Here is a 25,239-nt window from a genome sequence, read left to right as displayed (position 1 = left end):
CCGTGACCTGACCCGCAGGGACGTTACCGGCACCCGGAGACAGAAAGGCCCCCCGTGCACCCGTCAGAGCCCGCTTATCCTTGCTGCCTTCCGGCCCTGGGGAGGTTCACGAGATGCACGCCGCACGGGGGGTGCCGCCAAGCCTACCCGACCCGGGGTGGATCTTCATGGGGTGGTGGGGTGGCTCGCCCGCCGGGGACCTGTATCCTGGCTCGCGGAGGATTCGCCTAGAGGCCTAGGGCGCACGCTTGGAAAGCGTGTTGGGTTAACACCCTCACGAGTTCGAATCTCGTATCCTCCGCCGTCGACGCAAGGGCCGGCCCCGCTCGGGGCCGGCCCTTCGTCGTTCCCCGGCCGCTCAACGCGCCGTCCGATCACCGCCAGACTCTCCGCCCGCCGCCGACCAGGCTGGTGGCATGAACGGAGTTCTGGACGGAAAAGTGGCATTGGTGACCGGCGGCAGCCGGGGTATCGGGGCGGCGGTGGCGCTGCGGCTGGCCGGGGAGGGCGCCGACGTGGCGCTGACCTACGAGCGGCGCGCCGACCGGGCGGCCGAGCTGGTGGAGCAGATCAAGGCGGTGGGGCGGCGCGCCCTGGCGGTGCCGGCCGACAGCGCCGACCCGGAGGCGGTGCGCGCGGCGGTCGACCGGGTCGCCGGGGAGTTCGGCCGGCTGGACGTGCTGGTCAACAACGCCGGCGTGTTCCTGACCGGCCCGGTGGGCGAACTGGGCCCGGACGAGGTCGAGCGGACGATCGCGGTGAACGTGCGGGCGCCGTTCGTGTTCGCCCAGGCGGCGGTCCGGCACATGACCGAGGGCGGCCGGATCGTGAGCATCGGCAGCAACGTGGCCGAGCGGGCGGTCTTCCCCGGTCTCGCCCTGTACTCGATGAGCAAGACCGCCCTGCTCGGGCTGACCCGGGGCCTCGCCCGGGAGCTGGGCGGCCGGGGGATCACCGCGAATCTGGTGAACCCCGGCCCGACCGACACCGACGCGAACCCGGCGGACGGGCCGAACGCGGAGGCCATCCGGGGCTTCACGGCCCTGGGCCGCTACGCCGACCCGGCGGAGATCGCCGCCGTGGTGGCCTTCCTGGCCGGACCGGACGGCGGGTACGTGACCGGCGCGACGATCAACGCGGACGGCGGCTTCACGAGCTGAACGCGGCGGGGGCCGGCTCCGTCCCAGGCCGGCCCCCGCCGGGGTACGCCGTCAGCCCCGCCCCGGCGGACCGGCAGGCGGGCCGGCCGGGGCGGCGGTCGGCGGCTCGCCCGGCACCGGCGCGGTCCCCGCCACGGTGGCCGGCGACGCGGTTTCCGCCGGCTGGGCGATCTGCGGCCCGACCGGTGCACCGGGGCGCGGGCCGCCGCGCAGCGCCCAGGCGGCGAGCAGTGCCGCGCCGGCCGCCGCGACCGACAGGACCACCCGGTGGTCGACAAGCTCCAGCAGGCCGGCGCCGGCCAGGACGGCGAGCGTGCCGGGGCCGAAGGTCAGCGTGTTCACCGTCGCGGAGACCCGTCCGACCAGCGCGTTCGGCGTCTCCCGTTGCACGGCGGTCCAGACGGTGATGAGCACGAGCGGCACCCCGAACCCGACGGCCAGGGTGCCGACCGCCACCGGGGCGAGGGCGGGCACCGCGCGCAGGGTCAGCCCGGCGGCGAGGGCCGCGACCGCCACCGCGGTCAGCCGCCGGTCGCCGAGCCGGCGCAGCAACGTTCCCGCGGCCAGGCCACCGGCCAGGGCCCCGACGCCCTGCACGGTGGCGAGCACCCCGTTGAACTCGGGTGGCCGGTGCAGGCCGTCGTCCACCACGGCGTACGCGACGGCGCCGTTGATCCCGGCCAGCAGCAGCGTGGCGCCGGTGCAGGCGACGAGGTGACGCAGGGCCGCGTGCCGGCGCAGGTGGCCCAGCCCCTCGGCGAGCTGGCGGGTCCACGGTTCGGGCGGCGGTGGGCGCTCCTCGCGTACCCGGATCAGGGTGAGCAGCGCGGCGGCGAGGGCGAAGGTGGCCGCGTCGAGCAGGACCACCGGGTGCCCGCCGTACGCGGCGAAGAGTCCGGCGCCGGCCAGCGGCGCGACCAGCTTCATGCCCTCGTTGACCGTCGTCCGCAGCCCGTTGAAGTCGCCGAGCAGCTCCCCGGGGACCACGGTCGGCACCAGCGCCGCCTCGGCCGAGTCGATCAGCACGAAGCTGACCCCGTACGCGGCCATCACCGCGAAGATCAGCCAGACCCGGGCGGCGGAGTCGACCAGCAGCAGCACCGGGAGCAGGGCGGCCATGGCCAGGTGCAGGGCGATCAGCAGCGGCCGGCGGCGGAACCGGTCGGCCAGCACCCCGATGAGCGGGGCCACCAGGGTGGGCCCCCAGATGCCGAGGGTGACCAGCCCGGCCAGGCTGCTCGACCCGGTCAGGTCCTTCACCCAGATCCCGGCCACCAGGAGCATGGCGGCCGTGCCGAAGCCGGACACCAGCACGCCGGCCAGGTAGCGGCCGGCGTCGCGGTTGCCCAGCACCCTGGTCGTACCCCAGCTCATGGCACCTCCCCCGTGCCGTGCGATTCTGTCCACACCCCACCCCCAAGTCAATGCTTGGGGGTGGGTGCGCCGGGCCGGTGCGGTTCAATGGCGGCCGTGAGCACCGCCGATCCGCGCCTGCGCGCGATGGCCCATCCGGTACGACTGCGCATGCTCTCGCTGCTGTGGAGCGCGCCGCTCTCCGCCGCCGCGCTGGCCCGGGAGCTGTCCATCTCACACGCCCTGGCCAGCCAGCACCTGCGCCGGCTGGACGCCGCCGGCCTGGTCGAGCTGGCCGACGTGCGCGCGCGGCGTGGCGGCCGGGAGCGCCGCTACCGCGCGGTGCGCGGCCCCTGGCTCACCGAGCAGCAGGAGGGGCAGCCGCTGCTCGCCGAGTCGCTCGCCCGCAACCTGCTCGACCGGGTGGCCGGTCGCGCCCCGGGGACGTCCGGCGTCACCACCGACGCCGAGCTCTGGGTGTCCCCCGACGCCTGGGCGGCGGCACGCCGGCGGCTGCACGCGATCATGACCGAGCTGCACGACGCCGCCCAGCCGCCGCACGCCCCCGGTACGGTCCGGGTGGGCGCCACCCTCATGGCCTTCGAGATGACCGACCCGACACCGGCCGGCGAGGACTGAGCAGCCGTCGTACACATGTTCCATCCACAGCCTGTGGACACCGAGGGGATCGGATGAGTTACCAGCTCAGCGCGGTGGTCGCCGACGTCGAGCTGCTGCGTGAGCAGACCGCCGAGCTGGACCACGCGGTGCTCGCCGCGCTGCGCCAGGACTTCGCGCTGCTGCCGGTCACCCCGCAACTGGTCGAGGAGCTGACCGGCGGGCTGCCCGACTTCGCCACCGGGGAACCGTCGGCGGGGCACCCGTTCCAGCTCGTCCTGTCACCACCGCTGCTCGAGCTGCTGGCCCGCTGGTCCCGGCGGGGGCCGGTGGCCTACCTGGAGGCGGAGTTCGCCGGCGGGCTGGGCCACCAGGCCGCGGCGGTCTGGCTGGGCGGCGAGCCGAGCTGGGGGCCCTGCTTCGACGACCGGCTCGACCGGCCGCGCGCCGAATGGCCGATCAACGCGGCACTGGCCCGGCTGGGGGCCGAGCCGGGGCCGTGGATCGACCCGTTCGCCGAACTGGGCCTGCACCTGGAGCGGGACACGGCCGGCTGGCTGGCGCACGGCCGCCGTGGGCTCTCCGCCGACTACTGGGACGAGCTGGCGGAGGAGTGGGAACTGCGCCAATCCGACCAGCACCAGCAACTCAATCGCCCCGGTCCCGTTGGGGACTGGGGGATTGCATGAAACTGCGACAATTCGGATTCATCGCCGTACTGCTGACGGCTGCCTCGATCGCCGGCAGCGGCGTCCGTCCACAGGGGTTGGACGTGCCGGCCCGGCCGGTCGGGGCCGCCGAGGTGGTCAGCCTCCACGGGCTGGGCAACGCCGAGTTCGGCGCCACCGAGGAGGACCTGACCCGGCGCGGTGTGCTGCGCACCGACGAGGACGCGTGCGGGCCGACACTGGCCGGGCACGGCTCGGTCAGCCCGATCTTCGTCGACGACCGGCTCGTCCTGCTCTGGCTCGACGACCCGATGAGCACTCCGGAGGGGATCACCGTCGGCACGCGGGTCGACGCGGTGCACGCCGCGTACCCGCGGGTGGTCCGGCTCGACGCTCCACAGGAGATGCACCGGTTCGACGGGCTGCTCGCCCGCAGCGGCGACCGCGCGTACCTCTTCCTGCACGACGGCACCACGGTCCGGAAGATCATCGCCGGGTACGCGGACTGGGCCCGCCGCCTCTTCGACGAGGGCTACGGCCCCTGCTGACCCGCCCGCTCAGGGGTGGCGGGTTGTGCGGCCGGCCGGTGGGACGGTAGAGACGACGCATGCGTCGGGTGGTCATGGTCGGCCTGTCGGTGATCGTCGTGGCCCTCCTCGGCGTGGCCACGAACGTCGCCACCGGGGCGCTGCCCGCACGCTGGAGCCCGTACCTCTGGCTGGCCTGGCCGCTGGTGCTGCTGCTGGTGGCGGTCCTCGTGGCCATCGAGGTGCAGCGCGGGCGGGAGCCGCGGCGGACCGGAACCGCCGGCGCGGCGCGGGCCCGGAAGGTGCTGCTGGAGCGCGTCCGCCGCTACTGGGTGACCAGCGTCCTGGACCGGTCCCTGTACGAGGAGGCCCGGATCGAGCTGGGCATCGCCGCGACCGCCGACGACCGCCGGCACCCGTGGAGCCTGCGGGCCAGCCACCGGGACGGCTTCAGCGGCTCGCTGGACGACCGTACCTCGATGTCGGCCCTGTTCGACCAACTCGACCAGGCGGTGGTCATCGTCGGCGCACCCGGCGCCGGCAAGACGACCACGCTGCTGGAACTCGCCCGGGACCTGCTCGATCGCGCCGACCACGACCCGGACGCCCCGATCCCCGCCGTCGTCAACCTCTCCTCCTGGGCGACCCTCCGCCGGCCCCTCGACCGGTGGCTCGTCGAGCAGCTCACCGAGCGGTACGGCATCCCGGCCGAGCAGGCGACCGCGTGGGTGGCGGCCGGGGAGATCCTGCCGTTGCTGGACGGCCTCGACGAGGTCGGCGAGCAGCACCGCGACGAGTGCGCCGAGGCGATCGCCGCGTTCCACCAACGGCAGCCGCTCACCCCGATCGCCGTCTGCTGCCGCCAGGCCGAGTACGCACGACTCCGGTCGGAGCTGCCCCTCTACGGCACGGTCGCCATCCAGCCACTGGACCGGTCCCAGATCGAGCGGTACGTCGACCGGCCGGGGCTGGGCGGGCTGCGGGCGGGGCTCGACGCCGACCCGGAGCTGTGGCAGCTCGCCGACTCGCCGCTGATGCTCAGCATCATGGCCCTGGCGTACGCGGAACCGGGCGACGCCGGTGCCACCGCGGCCCCCGCCGGCTCCGGGCGCGAACGGCTTTTCACCCGGTACGTCGACACGATGCTGCGGCGCCGGCCGCATCCCCGGTACCGCCCCGAGCGGACCGCCGGCCACCTCGCCACCCTCGCCCGGGTGCTGCGCCTGCGCAACCAGACGGTCTTCGTGCTGGACATGATCGACGAGTCCTGGTCGGCCCGGCGTCCGGCCGCGCCGTGGACCTCGGCGGCGCTCGCCCGGCTGCTCGGCTGCGCCGCGCTCGCCGCGCTGCTCGGCACGGCGGGCTGGGCGCTGGGCTCGGTGGTCGGCCTGGTGGTCGCCGGCGGCCTGCTGGGGCTGGCCGTGCTCATGCACGTGGTCAACTACGCCGACCTGTTCGAGCTGACCTCGACCATCCGCGACCGCGACGACCGGCCACCGGAGAGCTGGGTGGAGGCGGTCTGGACCAGGAGCGTCGCCGAGCTGGAGCGGCTCATCCAGGTCTCAGCGCTCGTCGCCGGCGCGGCCGTCGGCGGGCTCACCGGCTGGCTGACCCCAGGCGGGCCGAGCTGGACCGCAGGCCTCGGTTACGGCGGCGGGTTCTTCCTCGCCACGGTGGTCGCCCTGATCGCCCTCGACAGCATCCAGGTGCGGCTCCACTTCCGGCCGCCGCCGCCCCGCATGGACCGCCGCGAGCTGCCCAGCCCGCTGCTGCGGCAACGGCTGACCGCCGTAGCGGCCGATCTCGTCACGCTCGGCGTGGTGGTCGGCGCGCTCGGCTTCGTGCCGGTCGCGCTGGCCCGGGGCGCGGCCGAGGCGCTCCGCTTCGCGGTACTGCTCGGTGGCGGCACCGCACTCGTGGTGTTCACCGTGGTCGCGTTCGCCCCGATGATCGAGCAGGCCCTGGTCCGGCGCCGGCTCGCCCGGGAGGGCCTGGTGCCCCACCCGCTGCTGCCGTTCCTCGACCACGCCGTGCAGTGCCTCTTCCTGCGCCAGGTCGGTGACGGCTACATCTTCGTGCACCGGGAACTGCTCGACCACTTCGCCGAGCGCGCGGCGGCCGATCTGCCGCTGCTACGGTTCCGCGCCGCCGCACCGGCCCGGCGGGAGGAATACGACCCGAGCGGAAACGCCTGACCTCCCTGCCCCGCTCTTAACCAAAACCCAGCATTCTCTTAGCGAAGCCGCTCGATACGAGGCCTTACCGTCAACCGGTCATATCCACAAGGGATACGGGGCCCGGGAGGACATCCAGTGGTCAGACGCCATGCCGCACGACTCGTCGTCGCCTTCGGAGGAGTGATCGCCCTGCTCGCCGCGGGTCAGACCGCGGCCTTCGCCGCGCCGACGAACGACGACTACTCCGCCGCCATCGCGGTGGAGACCCTTCCCTTCACCACCACCATCGACACCAGCGGCGCAACGACGGGCCCGACCGACCCGACCACCTGCGCCAACAAGGGGTCCGTCTGGTTCACCGTCACGCCCGAGCGGGACGGCCGCCTGCAGGCCGACACGATCGGCAGCGACTACGACACCGTGCTCTCCGCCTTCACCGGCGAGCCGGGGGCCTTCACCCATCTGGCCTGCAACGACGACTACCAGGCCCAGCAGTCGAGGGTCGCCTTCCCGGTCACCGCCGGGACCACCTACCGCCTCATGGTCGCCGTCTGCTGCGGCAACGGCGGGGCCGGCGGCGGTTCGCTCCGGCTCTCGGTCAGCTACGTCCCGCCGCCGCCGAACGACAACTTCGCCGACGCGATCGCGGTCACCGGGCTGCCCTACTCGAACACCCAGCCCTACGAGGCCGCCACCCGGGAGGCGGGCGAGAGGTCCGTCTGCGCCTCCTCGCAGCACACCACCTGGTACTCGTACACGCCGACGACCACCACGTCGGTCGTCGCCCAGACGAACCCGGCGTACGCCGGCATCAACGTGTACCTCGGCTCCTCGCTCGGCGGCCTGTCCTACGTCCGGTGCACCGGCCTCTACGACTACGGCTCGCTCACCTTCGTGGCGGAAGCCGGCCGGACGTACCTGTTCCAGGTCAGCGGGGACGGCACCGCCTCGCACGCCTTCCAGCTGGTGGAGGCACCCGATCCCGTCGCCAACTTCGCCTACTCCCGGAGCGACCCCAACTCGTTCGAACTCACCGCGTTCTCCCAGACCGCCCACGACCCGGCCGGAGCGGGTATCGAGTCCTACACCTGGGACTTCGGGGACGGCTCGACCTCGACGGAGGCGAACCCGGTCCACCGCTTCCCCCGGGACGGTGACTACCCGGTCCGGCTGGCGGTGGAGACGCCGGACGGGCGCACCGACTCGATCACCCGGGTGGTCGAGGTGCGTACCCATGACGTGGCAATCGTGCGGGTGAAGGTGCCGACGAGCGCCCGGGTGGGGCAGACCGTCACGGTCGAGGTCCACGTCCAGAACACCCGGTACGAGGAGAACGTCCAGGTGGACCTCTACAAGAGCCTCGCGGGGGACTACGCCCATCTCGGGGCGGTGAAACAGCTGGTTCCGGTCCGGGAGGCGGGCAGGACCACCCGCTTCGCGTTCACCTACACGGTGACCGCCGACGACCTGGCCCTCGGGAAGCTCACCTTCCGGGCGGCCGCGGACCTGAGCCCGAACCGGGACGCGATCCCGGCGGACAACGAGCTGCTTTCCACTCCCGTCAAGATCATCCGATGACAAGCGGAACGCCCGGCCGATCCGTCAGGACCGACCGGGCGTTCTCGCATCTGACGAGCGGTGGCGGCGGGATTTGAACCCGCGGAGGGCGTAAACCCTCACACGCTTTCCAGGTCTGCGACCACCCGTCCACCGCCGTCCGGCAAGGCCTGTGACCAGGCATCGGACTACTCGGCGAGCGCCAGCGGACGACTGCTTACCACAGCGAACGAGACCGCAACCGAGACCGTCAGACTCTGCCGGGAGACGACTCGTCCGAAACTCAACGAAAGTCAGGGCTGGCTGGTGTCCTTCGGGTCCTGCCCCTCGGCTGTCGCGATACCTAGCGTGGCCGGTGACAACCGAGGCGTTGGGAGCACGTTGTGTGGCAGGGCAAAGACTCGCGGTGGGCTGTGGTAGCACCATTGACCGTCGGTTTGGTGGTTCTGATGGTGCCAGGCACCGCGAGCGCCAAGCAGGAACCTGACGGGGCGGCGATCGAGCGAGTGGTATCCGCATACGCGGAAAAGGTGGGCTATCCGGGAATCGCCGTGACGATCACCAAAGGCAACAAGGTGTTGTACGCGGGCGGATACGGCCATGACTCCGCTGGCGCCGCGGTGACCGTGACGACGCCCATGCCGATCGCCTCCGCCAGCAAGTCGTTCACCGCGCTCGCCGTGATGCAACTGGTCGAGGCGGGCGAGGTGACGTTGGAGTCGCCGGTGCGCGACTACCTGCCTGATTTCCGGATCGCCGACCCCCGAGGAGCGCAGATCACGGTACGTGAACTGTTGAACCAGACCTCAGGGATCACCGATGGCACGTTCCCGGAGAAGAGCCTGCCTCAGCCCGATTCGCTCGCCGACGCCGTGACCCGAGCGCGGAGCGCGAATTTGTCCGCCGAACCGGGCACGGAGCACAGGTACACGAACACCAACTATCACCTTGCCGCTCGGCTTGTGGAGGTCGTCGCGGGCGAGCCGTTCGCGGACTATCTGCGCCGTCACATCTTCGAGCCGATCGGCATGGGGGCGACCACCACAATCAACCAGACCCCGCGTGATCTGCCAGCCGCCGTCCGAAAGGGTTACGTCTACGCCTACGGCGCGTCGATCCCCGCCGTCGAGCCGAAGCGGTTCGTCAACGGTTCCGACGGCGTGGTCACCTCGGCGTCGGACATGGCGAAATGGCTGATCATGCAAAGCAACGCCGGCGTGGCCGCAAATGGGACCCGACTGGTTTCGGCCACGAGCATCACCGCCATGCACACCTCGTCGGACCCACGCTGGACGTACGGGATGGGCTGGGACACCGACCAGAAAGGCCGGGTCAACCACAACGGCGTTTGGTTCACCTACACCGCCGACGCACTTCTGCTCCCGGGCGGCTACGGCATCGCGGTGATCGGCAACAGCGGAATCGGACTCGCCAACGAAGGCATCACCCCGCTCGCGGACGAGCTGGCCACCCTCGTGACCGGGGGCGAGCCGTCATCCGGCGCACCGGTACGGCTGATCGTCGACCTGACGCTGGCCGGCCTCACCCTGCTCAGCCTTCTGCTCGGCATTCGCAACCTGCGACGCGCTCGGATCTGGGCAGATCGTTTCGCCACCCGGCCGTCGTGGCGGCTGGCCCTGCGGCTGCTGCCCCGGCTCACCCCCCTCGCCCTGCTGGTGGCCCTTCCGGACCTCCTCGGTCGGCTCGTCGGCGGCGGGCGGGACATCACCTTCATCCAGCTTTGTTACTACTCAATTGCCCTGGTCAGCTGGACGGCCGTCGCGGCCGTGATGAACGCCAGCGTGCTGACCACCCGCGTCGTCGCCCTGTCACAGCTGCGCCGGCTGGCCGGAGACGCGCCGGCAACGGACGCATCGCCCCAGCCGGTCGCGGGCTGAGGGCGGAAACCAACTGAGACCACAAGGCAGAACGCCTGGCAGGTCCGTTCGGACCGGCCAGGCGTTTCGCCTGTCAACCGGCGGTGGCGGCGGCATTTGAGCCCGCGGAGGGCGTAAACCCTCACACGCTTTCGAGTTCTGCGATCATGCGTCCAGACCGGTCCGACAGTGCACAGGACCAGCGGTTCCGCTGCCCGTTGGACTGCGGTGGACGACCGCGTATCGCAGCGAATGAGACCGCAGTTGAGACCGCCCTTCCCCCTTGAAGCAGGCCGCAGATGGCCCAACGCTCCCGTCCGATCGCTTGTTGACGGGCAGGATAGCGTCGTCCTGCCACAACAGCACGGAACCTTGGAGCGGCCATGGCCAGGCAAGTGCGGGTGCCGGACGAGGATGCGGACAGTCAAGACTTCATCAACTTCGCGCACTCCTACAACGGCTACGAACTCCGTGGCGGCTTGGAGGCCCTAGCCGCCATGGTGCAGTCCGCGCGGGGCCGCTGGCACCGGACCGGAGAGCTAGGCGAGGACGTCGATGTGCTGCGAGCTTGCCTGTTCTACGAAGTGCGGGCGCATCGTCACAGCGGGGGCTACGGCGTGTTCGAACAGGAGCCGTTCGTCGCTGCCCTGGTGACGCGCATCCGGTCTCTGTCTGGGGGGCTCGTGCAAACCAAGGGCAGGGTCGCCTGAGCGACCCTTGCGATCGATCGGGACCATCAGCGAGCCTTACCCTTGTCAGATCCCGAGAGCTGCCGCCCTGACGGCAACGCAAGGTCGCCCTACTTTCTACGTACGTGGCTCATACATCCCCGAATAGGTGCAGACGTGGAACAGACCGCTGGCGTGCCCCTCCCCGGCCTGCTGCATAACATCAAACATCGCGCACAAGGCCCCGGGTTCAAGGTGAAAACGAACGGCGACGGAACCCACTTAACTGTGCAGATACCAGCCACCGGCGGGGGCCATCGCCAAGTACTTATCGATAGAGACAACGCCCAGTTTTTCTTAGACGCAGAATTCGAATATTGGACGTTCATCGGCGAGTACGTCGCCGTCCACCATGCATCGCGTGGCGAGATTGAGGTGGTCCTTCTTCCGCCGTCACCAATTGAGATTCGGCGACTGAATACCCTTGGCGGGGTTGAGCGCGGCGTCCTCAACCGCCTGTTTGGGTCGAGGGCTCTGCATGCAAACTTCAATCTTGAATTCGAACCGAACCCCAAGTCGTCGCTCCGGCTGAGGATTGCGGCCACGAGCCATGCACTGATGTCTACCATGGGCCTGACCTCCAGGGCGGCATTGACAAATGGCATCGCCCGGTTGCCGAGTCTTTATATCTCCGGATTGAGCAACAAGGACCTAGCCGGCGAGAAAGTAATCGCCTCGGTTGCAGAAATCGTTGATGCTGTCTTCGTTGAATTTGATATGAACTACGGCATCAAGTTGGAACCTAGAAGATTTCCTGGGCAAGGAGAAGCACGCGCCGCAGACAGCTTCGACCCGACTTCGTTGCCTCGCATACCCCGATTGCGCTACTCCCACGAAGCGACGACGCTTTATCGCTACGCTGCTTCAGCATCGGGGATGCCATTGCTTAGCTTCCTGGCCTACTACCAGGTTATCGAGCATTCTTTTCCCTCATACGCGGAGCGCGAGACCCTCCGACGACTTCGACACATTGTCGTAGACCCAACATTCAACCCCCATCGCGACGCCGATTTAGCACGCCTCTCTTTGGCGATTAAGGGTAAGTCCTTCCAGAGTGAGCGTGAACAGCTAAAGTCAACCTTGCACTATTGTGTGACGGCCGAGGACTTGCGATCCTTCATCGAGTCAGATGAGTTGAGGCAGAACTTTCTTGGAGCACGGAAAGGTCTAAATGGCATCCCGCAGATCGCGCTGAAAGACGATAAGCAGCCGCTACAGGATCAAGTAGCTGCCCGAATATATGAGATCCGCTGTCGGATCGTCCACAGCAAGGACGGTGGCGGACCGAACGATGCACCGTTGCTGCTTCCTTTCAGCACGGAAGCGCGTCAGCTAACACATGACATCGACTTGATCCGGTTCTTGGCACAAAAGGTTCTTATCGCCGGCGCAGATAAGAGTACATGGATCTAGAGGGTCTCAAGGCGGCGGAGGCGATCAAGGGAAGATGGAAGTAGCACGATGGTTTGGCTTGAATAAGAGCGGAGGCGTTTGGGCGGGCGCGCACCGGTGATTCGCCGGCCTCAACCGCTCGGTCGTCGGAACCCGGTTGCGGTGCCTCATCTGCTGGCATCTGTCGTCCTGTGCCTCGCAGCTCGTGTACGACCTCGCCTGCTGCCGTGACGAGTCGACTTAGGCGGCATTTTCGCAGCTACCTTGCTGCTCCGTGCATGGGCGGAGCCAGAGCCTAATCGACGCCTCGCTTACAAGGCGCTTTCGGCAAAGATCGCTGCGTCCGCTGACGTCCACCGCGTTCGGCTTGGAGGCGATACCCGTCCGCGCTCGTCCAGCCTCGGCCGCCACCGTTGATGTCAACGACTGATGTCAAACCTCCTTGACGTCGGGACCTAGCATCGCGACGTGGACGAAGGTTGGGAACAACTTCACCCGCGACGACGCAACCTGATCGGCGCGCTGATCGCCCTGGCCGTGGGTGCCACCTTCATGTGCTGCACTGCCCTCTACAACGGCACGACCGCGATCGGCCTCGCAAACCGCGGCCTCACCACAGACGCCACCGTCGTCCAAGTCGACCGTTTTCAACGCGGCACCAAGGTCACCGTCGAGTTCACCGCCCAGAGCGGCGACACCCTGAGCGCGGAGTGTACGAGCTGCAGCCCCAACCTCGACGAGGGCGACCGGGTACGCATCCGCTACAACCCCGACGACCTTGCCCCAGGGGTGGAGGACGCTGAAAATCATGGCGCGCGACGCGTCGCCGTGTTCACACTCGTGGCCGCCGCCGTCCTGCTGTCGGCGGCTGGGTTCGTCGGATGGCGCCTTTCCCGGGACCGCCCACCCGTTTGATTCTGACGGTCGCTCGGCATGCCGTAGACCAGGAACTTGGCCGGCTACGACGAGAGGGCGGGACCCCGTCGGGGGGATGCGGTTTCAAGGTGTCGGCTACTGCCAGCTGGTGCCGAGGCGTGTCGACAAGCAGGTATCGGACATCGTCGGTCGGCGTTTAGGTCTGGCGCGAATCAAGGCTCACGCTGCCTTCTTGCTGCCCCGCTGCCCCGCTGCCCCTACCGTCCGCCTTGGTTCTAGATGCTGTTGTCAACAGGGGTCATGGCTCTGCCAACAATCAAGCGGGTAACCGTGTCAGCCATAACAGCCACAGCCACCAGGAATGCGCCGAAAACGGCGAGCGGTATTGCAAACCCGAGGCGGGGAGTTGAGGCGATCGGCAAGGCGACTGAGACTGCGGCAACCATCAGGGCCAGCGCTCTCAACACTTTAGCAAACCGCCTCTGTTTTTCGAGTACCACCCGGTTGTTTAAGACTCGAACATCGACTGGTGGATTCGAGATCGACACGCGAGGCTGCCCATCGATCAGCAGGGATAGCATGATTATCTGCCGCGACGCCATGAGTGACGGGCCAATACGGAGCGTTGTGCCTGACACCTCAATCTTCGCTTCTGCTGCGGCGACTGGCTGCGCTAGGTGCGCAGTCATCTCGCTGAGTGGCACGCCGTCTGGCTTCGTCGCTTGGTGGGATATCTCGACGATCGGCGCCTCGAAGTCGAAGATTATTGGCTTGCCCGAGTCGAATGCGGTAGATGGGATGTCTCTTCTGCCGTCATTTCCCACCCCGAGGAAAATGGCGTGCGGCTCCGCCAACTTCTGACCATTGTGATGAATTGTCACGCCGGTGGTGTACTTTTCGGACTCTACGAACAACTGCTCTGCCTCGAGTCGATATACGATGCGACGCTTCGGCACAGCGACCCGATACGTCACGAGAAGGGTTAGGCAACCTATGAGCAAGGTAACCCCCACCCCTGTCAATGCTGTCCAAAAACTGCCTACCTCATACCACTGTGCGGCTGCCAATTGAACCTCCCTCTACCGATCCGCACTGGGTGTAGCGCCCCGGCCAAGTTCGGCAGAGCTGGTCGCAGTGCGCCTCGATTACAGCAAGCGTGCGACACCATTGGTCGCTGCCTTTTGTTGATCACTGGCTAGGCTGTACAGGGGTTTGCGGTCTGTCGAGCCACTGGGCCAACGGACGCCGGCGGCCACCAGCTGGTCACGATGGATGATGTCACCAGCCAGCACTGCGGCGAGGAGTTCGGCCTGGGCGGGCTCCAGCTCGACGAGCCGGGTCAGGACGGTTAGCAGGTCGATGAATTCGCCTGTCCATTTCGGCTCCCAGGCGCTTACGTGCACGTCATCGAGCGGGGACCCGCGTCGCCCGGCCGGCTCCTTCTTTCGGTAGTTGAACCACGATTTGATGATGTTCCGGCCACCGACGGAGTAATCCCACACGTCCGTCCCGACTGGCCCGAACTCTCCGTCGCCGACGGCGATGACCTGGCGTTGCGAGTCGTAGCTGATCGTCTCTGGCACCGTCGTGACCGGAACGCGCGACAGCGGTTGCCGTGCATCACCGGAGGGGAACCGAATCAAGCCGGCCGGCCGCTCCGCGGCGGTGAACGCTTCGCCGTAGGTGTGTAGCCACAGGACCTGGTTGCCGATATCAACTGCGTTGCGCCAAAGCGCGGGATCGGTGGTGACGGGTACTCGGACTCCGGGCGTGGTGAGTTCATCGGTGAAGGTGGCGGTGAAGGCCGGGTGAGCCGTAATGGCGGCGATGTAGGCAAGGACGTCTGCGGCGGTGGCCTCCAGGCCGAGCCGTTCGGCCAGTGCGGCTAGAAGCCCTGGGGCGAGATTCGGGGTACCGCCCGGGTGCAGGTAGGGCAGCGTTCGACCGCCTTCCGATCCCTTGAAGTAGTCGAAGTCTGGAATCAGTGAAGTGAAGACGAGCGCCGGGCCAGACCGAATGGTCTTGCGGTGCTGTTCGATGACAAACACCTGGCCGGGCACCCGAGCTGACCAGAGATCACGGCGGGGCATGTCCATGAGGCGTGGATCGGCGAGCACCCATTGCCGATCGAAGGCCCGGTAGCCAACCCGCACGAGGAGGGCGGCCGGTTCGACTTCGTCGATCACCGGGACGCTTGGGTTCGGATGTGTGTCGTCACCGGGCAGGCGAGGCTTCACCTTCACGAGGTTGGCGTCGCGGCCTTCCTTGAACAGCTCGGCCTTACGCTCTCGGTCCGTCTCACCAACCAGCATCGCCCACCGCCGGCTCAGCACGTCTGGGCTGGGCGCGTAGACCCATGTGCGGGTCGGAAACAGCCCTGGGGAGTACCAGGGCATCAAGTCGTCAAGCGCGGGGTAGGTGTCCCAGCTACTCATGGCGGCCGGGGTAAGCGGGGCGTCCCACTCGGTCCGGCAGTCTCGCCAGCCGTCGTCGTCGAGCTGCACCTCGGCCAGCGCGGCTAGTTTGTCCTCTCTGCGGCCGGTCAGGCTGCGGTGATGAATCAGTGCCGGCTTGTCCCGGGTGGCGTCGGCGGTTCGAACGAAGATGCCGATGGCGAGCTGTTGCCGGACGCCGGGGAAGATCCGGGTCGGGATGTCCGGGGTCTGTCCCTCGGGCGTGAGGTCGATGATCCAGCCCTCAGAGGCGTAGCGGCGCAGGTACTCGCGCATGCCGGTGAAGGCCGGCCCGGAAAGGTAGCCGGAGGTGGTGACGAAGCAGATCACGCCTGCGTCCCCGTCGACCTGGTCGCGGGTCGACTCCCACACCTTCCATGTCGCCCAGCGCCAGAAGTAGACGTAGAGGTTTTTCAGCTTCGCCTTGAACCGCGCGATCCCCGGGGCATACCAATCCTCTAGCAGGGCCGGAGCGCGACGCTTGCTGTCGAGACCAGTCGTGCCGTTCTCCACCCAGCCGCCGTCGCCGTTGGCGAGTTCCGCGTACGGAGGATTTCCGATGACTACGGTCACGTTCGCGCGGGCCTTGATCGCGTTGGCCTTGCGCCTGGCACGGGCAATGAGTTGCAGTCCCGAGCCGAGTTGGACGTCACTGGCGTGCGGGTCGTCGAGCGTGTTGGTGACAAACAACTTCATTCCCCCGGGTGGCGGAGCCGCGCCGTGCGACGCAAGCAGGTCTGCGGCGCGCAGCTCGGCTACCGCGTACGGACCCATCTGAAGCTCGAAGCCGATTACGCGCTCAGCAGCCAGGCTGACTGCGCCGGCTACTGCCCCCGGGCCGTCGTGAGCTTCAGCGACCCTGGCGATTCGCTCAAGAACGGTTTGAAGGTATGTGCCGGTGCCCATTGCGGGGTCAACAGTGAGCACGTCGGGGGCGGCGAAGCCACGCGGCTTGTCCAGCCGGGAGACGAGGACGTTGTCGGTCAGCCTGACCATCTGCTCGACTAGCTCGACCGGGGTGTAGTACGACCCTGATGCCTTCCGCAGCTCGGGGTCGTACTCGTCGAGGAAGTGCTCATACAGGTGCAGGTAGGTGTCGCGCCGGCCTCTCCGGACCCTCGTCCAGTCAACGGCGTCGACGACCCGGGCGAGCAGATCAAGGGTGACCTTGAAGTCACGGGCGAGGTCGTCGGTGAGTAGCTGCAACGCCCGGCCCATCAGTGAGTGCTCGGCACGGAGCTGCTCGCCGATTGTGTGCAGTGAATGCTCAGTGACGGTGATCGAGTTAGTGCGGGCCAGCAGTAGCGCGAACGTCACCGTCTGCGCGTATCCGTCGGCGAATGTGGCGTCGTCAGCCTGGGGGAACAGCATCCGCCGCCAGTCCTGCGCCAGTCCTAGGAACGGCTGAACCTCGCGCTCTTTCCCTTCCCGGACCGCCTTCCGCTCGGCGGCAAGCTGGTCCAGGACCTCGCCGCGCAATAGCCGCGTGAGCGGGGCAACCGCGCGCACCAGCGCCCCGACGCTGGTGATCGGTGCGGGCTTCCACCTCAGGAACTCGGTGAGCAGCTTCTCGAAAGCCAGTGGGGCGGTGACACTTCCGCTATCGAGGCTGCCAGTGAACCGTACCGGTGCCTCGACCAACTCCCGATCGCGGTAGAGCCGCCATTCCGTGCCGTTGGTGTAGAGCAGGTTCGGCAGGTCGCGTTGGCGCTCCCACTGCACCCGGTCATGGCCGCGCAGCCCGCCTGGATCGATGCTCTTGCCGGGTGCCTTGATCTCCACGTACCCGGTGATCGCCCCGCCGACACTGACTCCGTAGTCCGGCCGAACCTGTCGTTCGGTGTCGCGGACCTCATCGTGAAAGACGGCCGTCACGCCCAGCTGCTCGCCGGCGGCTCCGAGAAGCACTTCGATCGGCCTGCGGATTGCGGCTTCACGCTCGCCAGGACCGGCGAGCTTTGAAGCACAGGCCGCACCGAAGTCGCGGACGGCCCTATCCAACCAAGCTGCTGCCCCTGGCACCGTTACCCCCGGATGGCGACCTCTGGACCTGATCTTTCCGCCAAGCTACCGGATGGCCATCCGGCCGTCACCGCTCGCGAAGCTTGAACCATCCGCGAATGGCATGCCTCGGTCCTGATGATCGAGTCTTTGTCGCATCCAGGGGACATACTTCCTACATGGACGTTACGGTACGAACGGAAGTGATTGGCGGCGGAACGCCCCAGGCTCGCCGCGTGTTGGTCAAGACGACCAACGAGGTCGGCGTCGTTATCGACACCCGGCAGACTCTCGGTGGTCAGCGCATCGCCACCGTGTTGTTCGAGGACACCGGCGAATGCAGGCTGTACCTCGATGATCAGAAGTGGCTGGAGCCGGCGTAGCCAAAGAGGATTTGCGCCATCCCGTCTGCCCTCGACCCGCCCTCCTGGGGAGCGGGCCACCGCCCGGCCCGCCATGTCAAGCGGACCTTGACGCACGTTCGGACGCTGGCGGGTCGGGCGGCGGTCTGCTCGGCTCGCCCGGGTCGAGGGCAGGCGGGATGGCCTACCGCAACCACCCACGGACCGCGACCCGCCGACGCAGCCCCGGCCATCCTGGAGCCGGAGCGCCCCCGCCGGAGGCGCCCTAACCGCAACCGCGCGACCACCGCCAGCTCGCCGACGCGGCCGGCGTCCGCTCCCTCACGCCGCGCGGGCTCGTGGCCGCGCGGCCCGGCCGGCTGCCGGCCCAACACAGGCCGGCGCGCGCCCAGGCGGCGGCGCGTGCGGCCCGTCAAGGGCCGCCTTGAAGACGTACAGAAACTTTGAACCACATTGCCGGCAGCTCTGCACCAACCGCCGGCAGCCAGCCTGTCTGATTGCAGAACCTGCGTGACAGTGCGCCGTGTGCTGGTGGAGTTTGCCGCGACGGAGCAGCGGAATCGCGTGGTGCTGGAAGTCCAGGCGGTGCGTCGACGACGGAGATCGCCCGAACCGTTGGGAACGTCTCGGCTGTGGACCGCTGGTGGGCTGGCACCGTATTAGGCGTCCGGGTCCGTATTGGCCGGATGAGTAGGAAGATGCGCCTATGGGGCATACCTTGGGGATTCGACGACCGGTGCCGATTGGCGAGGCCCAACGCACCACCCCGTTTGAGGTCTTCTTCGACCTGGTGTTCGCGTTCGCCTTCATCCGCGTGGCCACGTTCATGGCAGGGTCGCCGACGCCGCTCGTCCTGGCGCAGGGCCTGGTGTTCCTGATGCTGCTGTGGTGGCCCTTCACTACCTTTGCCTGGCTGGCCAACCGGGTCCGCGCCGACGTGGGCCTGGTGCGCGCCGGGCTGGTCGTGGTGATGGCCGCAATGTTCGTGGCCGGCTTGGTCATCCCGGACGCGTGGGGGCACGGCAGGTGGGCGGTGTCCGAAGCGCTGACGGTGGCGGTGGCGTACATGTTGATCCGGACCGCCTTTTACCTACTCAATTGGCACGTGGCCGTCGTTAACCCGCGAATCCCGGCGCCCGGCTTCCGCTATGCCATCCCGATCGCGGGGGGCTGGATTCCGCTGCTGTTCGGGGCGGTGCTCGGCGGCGCCACACAAACGCTGTTGTGGGCCGCAGCGTTCCTCATCGACTGCCTCGGTACCGCGTGCGTCTCGGTGTTCAGCAGAGACCGATTTCGGTTGCGCAGTGCTAGCCACCTGTGCGACCGGCATGGCCTGTTACTGATTATCGCCCTGGGCGAGTCGCTGATCGCGGTGGGCGCCGGCGCCGGATCGGCGGTCACCCTGTGGCCGGTCCTGATCGCCGCACTGCTCGCCGTGGCCAATGCCACGGCCCTGTGGTGGCTGTACTTCGAGAACGCCGCCGCGCCGGCCGGACAGGCCCTGGCGCGCCTCCCCGACCAGGACCGCGTCCGGCCTGCCATCAACGCCTACAGCCTGGCCCACTTCCCGCTCATCGCCGGGATCATCTACCTGGCCCTGGGCATCGAACTGGTCCTCGAGCACCTGGCCCGCCACCCGTCGCAGCATCCTGCCGGGGCGCCGCTGGATTGGACCTCCACAGCAGCCCTGTTCGGCGGCCCGGTCGTCTACCTCATCGGCCGGAGCCTGTTCCTCCGTTTCACCGTCGGACACACCCCACGCGCCCAAATCGTCGCGGCCGGCATCATGCTCGCACTGCTTCCCGTCGCCCGGAGCCTGCCCGCCCTCGGCGCCTTCGGCGTCATCACCGCTGTCCTCGCCGCCCTCGTCTGCTACGAACGCATCATGTGGCAGCCGACCGCAGGTGCCAGATGATTACCCCCCACACAGGTGGAACTAGATACACCGGCAGCCGGCTGTCTCGTACGCATGTTCGACTAGATTGTTGCTGGTGGAGGTATGGGGTCGCTGGTGGAACGGGTCGTGGGGCCGCATGGCCCGGCGGGACATCTGGCTGCTCTCCGACGGCCGGCTGTGGCGAGTGCGAGGCCGCCTCGGGGGTGACGACGGGCAGGAAGTCTCGTACGACTTCCCGGACGAACGCGCCGCCCGCTCGATGGTCGACCGGATGAAGAAGACCTCGGCCGGCACCTGGCGGGATCTCACGGAGGCGATCCGGCAGGAGTCCAACCGCCGGCGGACTCACTAGCTGGACAGGTCGCGCTGGATAGCGCTCAACGGCAGGCGTCTGCCCGGACGTGCACACCGCACCACGGCGGCAGGTCGGCTGCCCACACCCGCCAACCGCCGGCATATCGCCGCGTCTCGAACCGCCACGGGTGAGCTGTGCCGTTGAGGTTGACCTGTTCGTTCCACCAGACCGCATGGACCTGGGCGGTCACCGTCGCACGGTCGTCGGCCTGGTCCTCGACGCCGATCGGTCCGACCACTTCAAGCTTCGACGGAACATTGCCGCGTTCCATCTCGCCGCGGTACTCACGCCACTGCCGCAGCAGCTCGTCATGACGCCTGCCGGCCAACACCCGCGAAAGGCCGATCTCCTCTCCGCTGCTCATCTGGAGCACGTACACGTTCACCGCCGCCTCCGGCGTCGCCTCACCTCGCTCCGCTTCCGCCTGCCGCAGAACGGCCCACGACACGGGCACTGCTACGACCCCGGTACAGAGCACGGCTACGAGCGAGAGAACCACCCACGGCCAATGGCGCGACGACCGCACCAACGGTTTGCCTGCCGCCGCCCGGCGACCCGGCAGGACTGGTGCCTCCCCTGGTCCCATAGAAGGCAACATATGCCTCCGGTGGGTTTCCCAGCCAGTGCCGGTCGTCGGCTGCGACCGTCATGCGGCCGTTGGTGCCAGAATGAGGCCGTGGAAGCTGGCCCGGACACGACTGCTGAGTGGTGGACAACCTCCGACGTAGCTGCGTACCTCGGCGTGAAGGTCGCGACGGTGACGAACTACCGGAAGCGGGGCCAGATGCCAGAGCCGGATGCCACGGTGGGCCGCACACATATGTGGCGCCCGAGCCGAATCATGTCCTGGCATGAGAGTCGCCCACGCCCAGGCGTCGGCGGTCGTCCGAGCCGAGCAAGTGGAGGTGAAGACGACGACGGGGTCAGCTCGCGCTGAGGGCTCGCACCTCATCGAGGTACGAGGTGGCCTCCGGCTCCTTCGGGTATCGCTCCCGCAGCAGGGTCGCCAGCTCCTTCGAGACCATCAGCAGCGAGGGTAGGGACTTGCGATCTCCCTCTAGCGCCTGTCGCCCGTAGGAGACAGCCCTCTCTAGATCGCCTGCTCTGGCCGCCGCCACGCCCAGCGTTATCCGGGCTTCTGCTTGGCGCATCGGCTTCCGGTCGGTCCCGTCCGGGTCGGTCGAGGAACGGATGACCTCACGGGCATACATTTCTGCGAGGCGGTCTTCGCCTGCGATGCGGTAGCAGTCCATGGCGTAGAAGTCGAACTTCGCCGGGTCCGCCACGAAGTGGTGGTCGGTGTCCTCGGGATACGGCAGAGACTCAAGCAACGTACGGCCCTTGTCCAGCGCCGTCTCTACCTGCCGCCTGTCGCCGAGTCGCGCCCATGCCTTGGCACGCTGCGCGGCCAACTGCACAGCCGCCCCGTCATGGGCGGCAACTGCCTCGCCTGCCTCAGCCGCCGCGATGACGCCTCGATAGTCGCCTTGCGTCAGCGCGTACCAGGCTCGCATCTCGTAGGCCCAACCTGAGATGGCGGCATTGCCGGCTTCCTCGCCGAGCGTCAACGCCGCCTTGCGGGTGCCTTCGGCAACGCGACGGAGGCCCAGGTCGTACTCCACGCAGCCAACGAGCAACGCGACCCAGCCTGCCAGGGTCAACACCTCCTGGTGCTGAGCGAGGGTTAGCCGGCGTTCCCTCAGTGCGTTGATCCGGCGCAGCCACGCACGGCCCTCCACCCGTAGCTGCTCCGGTGCCATATAGGGGTACTCGCAGCACAGCCGGTCAGCGGTTATCCGCAGCGCTTCGAGCGTGGCGTTCGATACGTCGGAGCTGCGGAGGCGGGCAAGGATCTCCACTGTCTCCATGCCGGTTCCCGCGATCAGTTCCGCGTCAGCTTCATGGGGTGCCGCCGGCGGGAAGAACGCGGCGGTGACGGTGCCGAACGTCTTGGCGATGAGGGCCTTGTAGAAGGCGTCAGGCTCGGAGCTTCCGGCCTCCCACCGCTTCCAGTTCCGGAGCAGGGTGCTGTCGGCCGGAAGCTGCTCGTTGGCGTGTGCCCGCATGGCGCGCACGGCTTCCCCCTGCGACCACGCCCGCGCTGTGCGCTCAGCTCTCAACCTGGTTGCCCAGACCGGTCGTTCGAGGTCAGCCGCTACGTCAGCCATGAGGCCAGTATCGCCCCGACCAAGGGGACATGGCGAGGGGACTTAGACCTGTCACCGCAGTGACACCTGTCGTTCTGGCGCAGTGAAGGCGATCGTTGTGGGTGTCAGCGAAACGCCGGAAGAACTCCGGTTAGAGTCTGGCGTAGTACCAACTGAGTTGGTACTTTGATGGCGAGGCAGTCATCCATCAGGGGATGCGCCTAGACACAGGAGGTAGCTCGTGAAGCTGTACGTGGACACCCAGAGCAAGCAGGTCCAGGTGACGAAGGACCCGGAGCCGAAGAACGACCAGAACGGCAACCAGCGGTCGGAGAAGAACACTGGCCGGCCCATGTGGTCCACCCAGGTCTTCGTTCTCGACGAGACCGGCGGCGAGATCATCACCATCACCACGGCGGGTGAGAAGCCGGGCGTGACGGTGGGACAGCTCGTCGCTGTCGAGCAGTTGGAGGCCATTCCGTGGGCGACCAACGGGCGCAACGGCGTCGCGTTCCGCGCCATCTCGCTGAAGCCGAAGGCGGGTACCTCGGCGGCCAAGTAGGTCCTCGATCACCGTGCTGTGTCAGCCACTGGTGTCCGTGGCAAACCGAAGCGGCTGAGGTCCGCTGAACCCATCCAACTGAACAAGGCAGTCCGGGGACGGCTCTGGCGTCCAACGTTCCCGGCCTGGTGACCACGACCGGTGGTCACGCCCCGTAAGAGCTGGCGCGGGGTCGGTACTGGCGTCCAAACCTGCCGACCCCGTGCCCTCCAACTCATCCACCCTCGTGCAAGGGAGGACTCGTCGTGTCCAAGTCTAGCGCCCGCCGCCCCTTCGGCGGGAAGTCCAGCGGAACGGTGACGGTCATTGAGGCCCAGGTTCACCGGTCCTCGGCCCGGAACGCCCGGCTGGCGTTCATCCTCACGGCGGTCATCGTCGGCCTTCTCTCGGCCGTGGTGGCCGCTTCCTACATCCACCCCATCCTCGCCCTCTTCGTCGGCGCCCTGATCGGCGTTCCCATGGGCGGGCTCGTCTGGGTGCTGGTCCGCATCTGGCCGGTGCTGCGGCTGCTGTGGTGGTGGCTTCCCGAGATCGTGCTCACCACCGCCGCCATCACCTTCTGGGTGCAGCTGGCCAACCACACCACCACGCCCGTCACCCTGGTCGTGGTCGCCCTGGTCGTCGGCGTCCCGGCCTCTGTTCCGGTCATCCGCCGCGCCGTGTTCGGGTGGGCCTTGTGCCTGTTCGTCCGGCACCGGCTGCGCGTGTGCTTCGCGCAGTTCATCATCGCCAACCGATCCGGCAGCCTGCCGCTGATCCTGTGGGCCCGTCCCACCCCCGTCGGCGAGCGGGTCTGGGTCTACCTGCGGCCCGGCCTGTCCCTGGCCGACCTGGAGGGGCGGCTCGACCGGATCGCGGTCGCCTGCCACGCCTCCACGGCCCTGATCGAGCGGGCCTCCGACGGCAACGCCGCCTATCTGCGGTTCGACATCAAGCGCCGTGAGGTCCTCACCGCCCAGGTGGGCTCCCCGCTCGTCGACGTCATCGACTCGGCCACCCCGGCCACCGACCGGCCCACGCCGGCCGTGCCGACGGCTCTGGACCTGCCCGACGTCGACATCCCCACCGTCACCCTGCCCATGCAAAGCAAGCCAGCCGCGAAGAAGCCGGCGACTACCGCCAACGGCAGCCAGCCCGCGGCTACCTCCTCGGCTCCCGAGGACGACGTTTCGGACTGGATCTGACCATGACGCAGATCGAGTACGACGAGGCCACCGACGCCTTCTACTTCCACTGCTACGCCTGCGGCCGAGACGGCCGCACATGGGACCGCCGCCGTGACGCCGAGCTCGACGCCGACCGGCACGACGAGCAGCACGACGACGGCCTGATCTAACCCCAACCCAACCCAGGACGCGAGGAGCCCTACGGCTCGTTCGTGCGGCTCCTCGCGCCCACTTCTCGCCCAAGGAAGGCAACCCATGGCCACCACGACACCCGCCCCGGACACCGGCATACCGGTGGGGCCTGGCCTGTCGATGTTCGACCCCATCTTCGTCGGCATCGACGAGTTCGGTCAGCACGTCAACATCACCCTCGCCTACCGCAACCTCCTCGCCGGCGGCGAACCCGGCGGAGGCAAGAGCGGCCTCCTGAACACCATCGCTGCCCACGCCGCCCTGTCGGTCGACTCCCGGCTCGTGCTGCTCGACGGGAAGCTCGTCGAGCTGGGCCAGTGGGAGGACTGCGCGGATGCGTTCATCGGCCCTGACATCACCGCCGCCCTCGATGTCCTCAAGCGGCTGCAGCTGGTGATGAACAACCGCTACGCCTGGCTGCGCGCCCACGGGCGCCGCAAAGTCACCGCCGCCGACGGCCTGTCCGTCATCACCGTCCTGATTGACGAGATCGCCTTCTACAGCGCCACCGTCGGCAGCAAGCAGGAGCAGGAAGAGTTCGTTGCCCTGCTCCGCGACCTGGTCGCCCGGGGCCGCGCCGCCGGCATCCCGGTCGTCGCCGCGACCCAGCGGCCGTCGTTCGACATCATCCCCACCAGCCTGCGGGACCTGTTCGGCTACCGGGCCGCCTTCCGGTGCACCACTCCGAACAGCTCGAACATCGTGCTGGGCCACGGTTGGGCCGAGCAGGGCTACACCGCCACCGACATCCAGCCCACCAACCAGGGTGCGGCCTACCTCATCGCCGAAGGTGGCGTCCCCCGCCGTATCAAGGTCGCCTACCTGTCCGACGCCCAGATCGCCGGCATCGCTGACTACGCCGCCTGGATCCGCCGACCCCGCCGGTTACCGGCCCTCGTCCCCGACCTCACCCGCGTCGAGCTGGGGACGGCGGCATGGCCACCCGCGAACGCGAATACGCCCGCGCCAACAACCAGCGGGCCGCGCAATACACCGAGCTGTGGATCGTCGGCCCTCCCGAGGACCTGGCCGTGATGCTCCACGCCGCCGCCCAGACCGGTCGGCTCGTCTACGTCTCCGCACCGCACCAGATGGGCGGGGATGACACCCGTCACCGCCGCTACCTGCGGCTCCGCTCCTCCTGATCGGCCGACAGGACCAGACGACGCCT

23 protein-coding genes, 2 tRNA genes and 1 other RNA gene are annotated in these 25,239 nt (G+C 68.2%); 19 read left to right on the top strand and 7 right to left on the bottom strand.

Annotated elements, in window-relative coordinates; genetic code table 11:
• Positions 1–43: 43 nt before the first annotated feature.
• Positions 44–134, bottom strand: an RNA gene (ffs, locus tag RMN56_RS12870) — signal recognition particle sRNA small type.
• Positions 135–216: 82 nt separating this feature from the next.
• Between ffs and RMN56_RS12865 the strand changes: the two genes are divergently transcribed.
• Both RMN56_RS12865 and RMN56_RS12860 read left to right on the top strand, forming a co-directional pair.
• Positions 217–301, top strand: a tRNA-Ser gene (locus tag RMN56_RS12865).
• A 115-nt stretch (positions 302–416) separates the two neighbouring features.
• Positions 417–1,160, top strand: coding sequence for an SDR family NAD(P)-dependent oxidoreductase (locus tag RMN56_RS12860; protein WP_313724019.1), 744 nt, complete (start codon positions 417–419; stop codon positions 1,158–1,160).
• 51 nt (positions 1,161–1,211) lie between these two features.
• Here RMN56_RS12860 and RMN56_RS12855 read toward each other — a convergent pair whose 3' ends face one another.
• A complete protein-coding gene (locus RMN56_RS12855; RefSeq protein WP_313724018.1) occupies positions 1,212–2,534 on the bottom strand; it encodes an MFS transporter in 1,323 nt (440 codons plus the stop codon).
• 96 nt (positions 2,535–2,630) lie between these two features.
• Here RMN56_RS12855 and RMN56_RS12850 point away from each other — a divergent pair, with 96 nt between their 5' ends.
• The 5 genes from RMN56_RS12850 (at position 2,631) to RMN56_RS12830 (ending at position 8,081) form a co-directional block, all read left to right on the top strand.
• On the top strand, positions 2,631–3,152 hold the full coding sequence (locus RMN56_RS12850) for a helix-turn-helix domain-containing protein (protein WP_313724017.1): 522 nt from the start codon (positions 2,631–2,633) through the stop codon (positions 3,150–3,152).
• A gap of 53 nt (positions 3,153–3,205) precedes the next feature.
• Positions 3,206–3,820, top strand: coding sequence for a hypothetical protein (locus tag RMN56_RS12845; RefSeq protein WP_313724016.1), 615 nt, complete (start codon positions 3,206–3,208; stop codon positions 3,818–3,820).
• A gap of 32 nt (positions 3,821–3,852) precedes the next feature.
• Positions 3,853–4,347 (top strand): hypothetical protein, encoded by a 495-nt coding sequence (locus RMN56_RS12840; protein WP_376787320.1) that lies wholly within the window; start codon positions 3,853–3,855, stop codon positions 4,345–4,347.
• 59 nt (positions 4,348–4,406) lie between these two features.
• Positions 4,407–6,521 carry an NACHT domain-containing protein gene (locus tag RMN56_RS12835; protein WP_313724014.1) on the top strand — a complete coding sequence of 705 codons (2,115 nt, stop codon included), beginning with the start codon at positions 4,407–4,409 and terminating at the stop codon, positions 6,519–6,521.
• Positions 6,522–6,638: 117 nt separating this feature from the next.
• Positions 6,639–8,081 carry a PKD domain-containing protein gene (locus RMN56_RS12830; RefSeq protein ID WP_313724013.1) on the top strand — a complete coding sequence of 481 codons (1,443 nt, stop codon included), beginning with the start codon at positions 6,639–6,641 and terminating at the stop codon, positions 8,079–8,081.
• Between the two features lie 56 nt (positions 8,082–8,137).
• Here RMN56_RS12830 and RMN56_RS12825 read toward each other — a convergent pair.
• Positions 8,138–8,217, bottom strand: a tRNA-OTHER gene (locus RMN56_RS12825).
• 292 nt (positions 8,218–8,509) lie between these two features.
• On the opposite strand from RMN56_RS12825, the gene RMN56_RS12820 reads away from it, so the two are divergent.
• The 4 genes from RMN56_RS12820 to RMN56_RS12805 all read left to right on the top strand — a co-directional run bounded on the left by RMN56_RS12820 (position 8,510) and on the right by RMN56_RS12805 (position 12,972).
• Complete coding sequence (locus RMN56_RS12820; RefSeq protein WP_313724730.1) at positions 8,510–9,958, top strand: serine hydrolase domain-containing protein; 1,449 nt, start codon at positions 8,510–8,512, stop codon at positions 9,956–9,958.
• Between the two features lie 362 nt (positions 9,959–10,320).
• Positions 10,321–10,647, top strand: coding sequence for a hypothetical protein (locus RMN56_RS12815; RefSeq protein WP_313724012.1), 327 nt, complete (start codon positions 10,321–10,323; stop codon positions 10,645–10,647).
• A gap of 135 nt (positions 10,648–10,782) precedes the next feature.
• The gene (locus RMN56_RS12810) at positions 10,783–12,078 is read left to right on the top strand and encodes a hypothetical protein (protein WP_313724011.1); all 1,296 of its coding nucleotides are present in this window, start codon (positions 10,783–10,785) and stop codon (positions 12,076–12,078) included.
• 447 nt (positions 12,079–12,525) lie between these two features.
• On the top strand, positions 12,526–12,972 hold the full coding sequence (locus tag RMN56_RS12805; RefSeq protein ID WP_313724010.1) for a DUF3592 domain-containing protein: 447 nt from the start codon (positions 12,526–12,528) through the stop codon (positions 12,970–12,972).
• Positions 12,973–13,208: 236 nt separating this feature from the next.
• Here RMN56_RS12805 and RMN56_RS12800 read toward each other — a convergent pair whose 3' ends face one another.
• Both RMN56_RS12800 and RMN56_RS12795 read right to left on the bottom strand, forming a co-directional pair.
• The gene (locus RMN56_RS12800; protein ID WP_313724009.1) at positions 13,209–13,889 is read right to left on the bottom strand and encodes a hypothetical protein; all 681 of its coding nucleotides are present in this window, start codon (positions 13,887–13,889) and stop codon (positions 13,209–13,211) included.
• Between the two features lie 189 nt (positions 13,890–14,078).
• Positions 14,079–17,387 (bottom strand): type ISP restriction/modification enzyme, encoded by a 3,309-nt coding sequence (locus RMN56_RS12795; RefSeq protein ID WP_313724008.1) that lies wholly within the window; start codon positions 17,385–17,387, stop codon positions 14,079–14,081.
• Between the two features lie 179 nt (positions 17,388–17,566).
• Here RMN56_RS12795 and RMN56_RS12790 point away from each other — a divergent pair, with 179 nt between their 5' ends.
• The 3 genes from RMN56_RS12790 (at position 17,567) to RMN56_RS12780 (ending at position 19,998) form a co-directional block, all read left to right on the top strand.
• The gene (locus RMN56_RS12790; protein ID WP_313724007.1) at positions 17,567–17,770 is read left to right on the top strand and encodes a hypothetical protein; all 204 of its coding nucleotides are present in this window, start codon (positions 17,567–17,569) and stop codon (positions 17,768–17,770) included.
• Between the two features lie 715 nt (positions 17,771–18,485).
• Positions 18,486–19,664, top strand: coding sequence for a low temperature requirement protein A (locus tag RMN56_RS12785; RefSeq protein ID WP_313724006.1), 1,179 nt, complete (start codon positions 18,486–18,488; stop codon positions 19,662–19,664).
• A gap of 76 nt (positions 19,665–19,740) precedes the next feature.
• On the top strand, positions 19,741–19,998 hold the full coding sequence (locus RMN56_RS12780) for a hypothetical protein (RefSeq protein ID WP_313724005.1): 258 nt from the start codon (positions 19,741–19,743) through the stop codon (positions 19,996–19,998).
• A 25-nt stretch (positions 19,999–20,023) separates the two neighbouring features.
• Here the strand turns inward: RMN56_RS12780 and RMN56_RS12775 are convergent, their stop codons facing one another.
• Entirely contained in the window at positions 20,024–20,386 is a 363-nt protein-coding gene (locus tag RMN56_RS12775) for a hypothetical protein (protein WP_313724004.1), read from the bottom strand.
• Between the two features lie 538 nt (positions 20,387–20,924).
• Positions 20,925–22,067: an NsdA family TPR-like regulatory protein gene (locus RMN56_RS12770; RefSeq protein ID WP_313724729.1), complete on the bottom strand. Its 1,143-nt coding sequence runs from the start codon at positions 22,065–22,067 to the stop codon at positions 20,925–20,927.
• Between the two features lie 322 nt (positions 22,068–22,389).
• On the opposite strand from RMN56_RS12770, the gene RMN56_RS12765 reads away from it, so the two are divergent.
• The 5 genes from RMN56_RS12765 to RMN56_RS12745 all read left to right on the top strand — a co-directional run bounded on the left by RMN56_RS12765 (position 22,390) and on the right by RMN56_RS12745 (position 25,213).
• Entirely contained in the window at positions 22,390–22,710 is a 321-nt protein-coding gene (locus tag RMN56_RS12765; RefSeq protein WP_313724003.1) for a hypothetical protein, read from the top strand.
• 245 nt (positions 22,711–22,955) lie between these two features.
• A complete protein-coding gene (locus RMN56_RS12760; RefSeq protein ID WP_313724002.1) occupies positions 22,956–23,894 on the top strand; it encodes a hypothetical protein in 939 nt (312 codons plus the stop codon).
• Positions 23,895–23,896: 2 nt separating this feature from the next.
• Positions 23,897–24,046 carry a hypothetical protein gene (locus RMN56_RS12755; RefSeq protein WP_193599537.1) on the top strand — a complete coding sequence of 50 codons (150 nt, stop codon included), beginning with the start codon at positions 23,897–23,899 and terminating at the stop codon, positions 24,044–24,046.
• Positions 24,047–24,131: 85 nt separating this feature from the next.
• A complete protein-coding gene (locus tag RMN56_RS12750) occupies positions 24,132–25,103 on the top strand; it encodes an FtsK/SpoIIIE domain-containing protein (protein ID WP_313724001.1) in 972 nt (323 codons plus the stop codon).
• On the top strand, positions 25,004–25,213 hold the full coding sequence (locus RMN56_RS12745) for a hypothetical protein (protein WP_313724000.1): 210 nt from the start codon (positions 25,004–25,006) through the stop codon (positions 25,211–25,213). The genes RMN56_RS12750 and RMN56_RS12745 overlap by 100 nt, the downstream gene beginning before the upstream one ends.
• Positions 25,214–25,239: the final 26 nt, after the last annotated feature.

The organism is Micromonospora halotolerans, from assembly GCF_032108445.1.
In the GTDB taxonomy this organism is placed as follows: domain Bacteria; phylum Actinomycetota; class Actinomycetes; order Mycobacteriales; family Micromonosporaceae; genus Micromonospora; species Micromonospora halotolerans.
This window is presented reverse-complemented; position numbering and strand designations above follow the sequence as displayed.

Bases quoted from the DNA above. Each gene is read 5' to 3' on its own strand.
- RMN56_RS12750 (WP_313724001.1), top strand. From the start codon at position 24,132: ATGGCCACCACGACACCCGCCCCGGACACCGGCATACCGGTGGGGCCT.
- RMN56_RS12835 (WP_313724014.1), top strand. From the start codon at position 4,407: ATGCGTCGGGTGGTCATGGTCGGCCTGTCGGTGATCGTCGTGGCCCTC.
- RMN56_RS12815 (WP_313724012.1), top strand. From the start codon at position 10,321: ATGGCCAGGCAAGTGCGGGTGCCGGACGAGGATGCGGACAGTCAAGAC.
- RMN56_RS12790 (WP_313724007.1), top strand. From the start codon at position 17,567: ATGGACGTTACGGTACGAACGGAAGTGATTGGCGGCGGAACGCCCCAG.
- RMN56_RS12745 (WP_313724000.1), top strand. From the start codon at position 25,004: ATGGCCACCCGCGAACGCGAATACGCCCGCGCCAACAACCAGCGGGCC.
- RMN56_RS12845 (WP_313724016.1), top strand. From the start codon at position 3,206: ATGAGTTACCAGCTCAGCGCGGTGGTCGCCGACGTCGAGCTGCTGCGT.
- RMN56_RS12820 (WP_313724730.1), top strand. From the start codon at position 8,510: ATGGTGCCAGGCACCGCGAGCGCCAAGCAGGAACCTGACGGGGCGGCG.
- RMN56_RS12860 (WP_313724019.1), top strand. From the start codon at position 417: ATGAACGGAGTTCTGGACGGAAAAGTGGCATTGGTGACCGGCGGCAGC.
- RMN56_RS12855 (WP_313724018.1), bottom strand. From the start codon at position 2,534: ATGAGCTGGGGTACGACCAGGGTGCTGGGCAACCGCGACGCCGGCCGC.
- RMN56_RS12770 (WP_313724729.1), bottom strand. From the start codon at position 22,067: ATGCGGGCACACGCCAACGAGCAGCTTCCGGCCGACAGCACCCTGCTC.
- RMN56_RS12755 (WP_193599537.1), top strand. From the start codon at position 23,897: ATGACGCAGATCGAGTACGACGAGGCCACCGACGCCTTCTACTTCCAC.